This is a genomic window from Exiguobacterium sp. SL-9 (genome assembly GCF_004336985.1).
GTDB lineage: Bacteria > Bacillota > Bacilli > Exiguobacteriales > Exiguobacteriaceae > Exiguobacterium.
In genome coordinates this window covers 1-383 of the sequence record NZ_SJUO01000049.1, presented here as the reverse complement: position 1 = coordinate 383, position 383 = coordinate 1, and the positions used below count along the sequence as shown (strand labels likewise).

Genomic DNA, 383 nt, shown 5'->3' with positions numbered 1-383 from the left:
ATCACGGTGGCATCAGTGGTAAAAGTTTTATTGATCCGGAAGTTTTGCGTCGTCAGCGTGCGGAAGAAACCCGCGTCTACGGCGAAAACGCCTGTCAGGCACTGTTCCAGAGCCGTCCGGAAGCGATTGTTCGCGCCTGGTTTATCCAGAGCGTAACGCCACGTTTTAAAGAAGCCTTGCGCTGGATGGCGGCAAACCGCAAAGCGTACCATGTGGTGGATGAAGCGGAACTGACAAAAGCGTCAGGCACGGAACATCACGGCGGCGTTTGCTTCCTGATCAAAAAGCGTAACGGTACAACCGTGCAGCAGTGGGTAAGCCAGGCAGGCGCGCAGGATTGTGTACTGGCCCTGGAAAACGAATCTAACCCGCATAACCTGGGC

The 383-nt window shown here is 55.1% G+C and carries 1 protein-coding gene; it reads left to right on the top strand.

All coding sequences use genetic code 11. From position 1 onward, the window contains the following. Positions 1-383: tRNA/rRNA methyltransferase (locus EVJ34_RS15595; RefSeq protein WP_131486175.1), on the top strand; the 383-nt coding region annotated here is incomplete at both ends.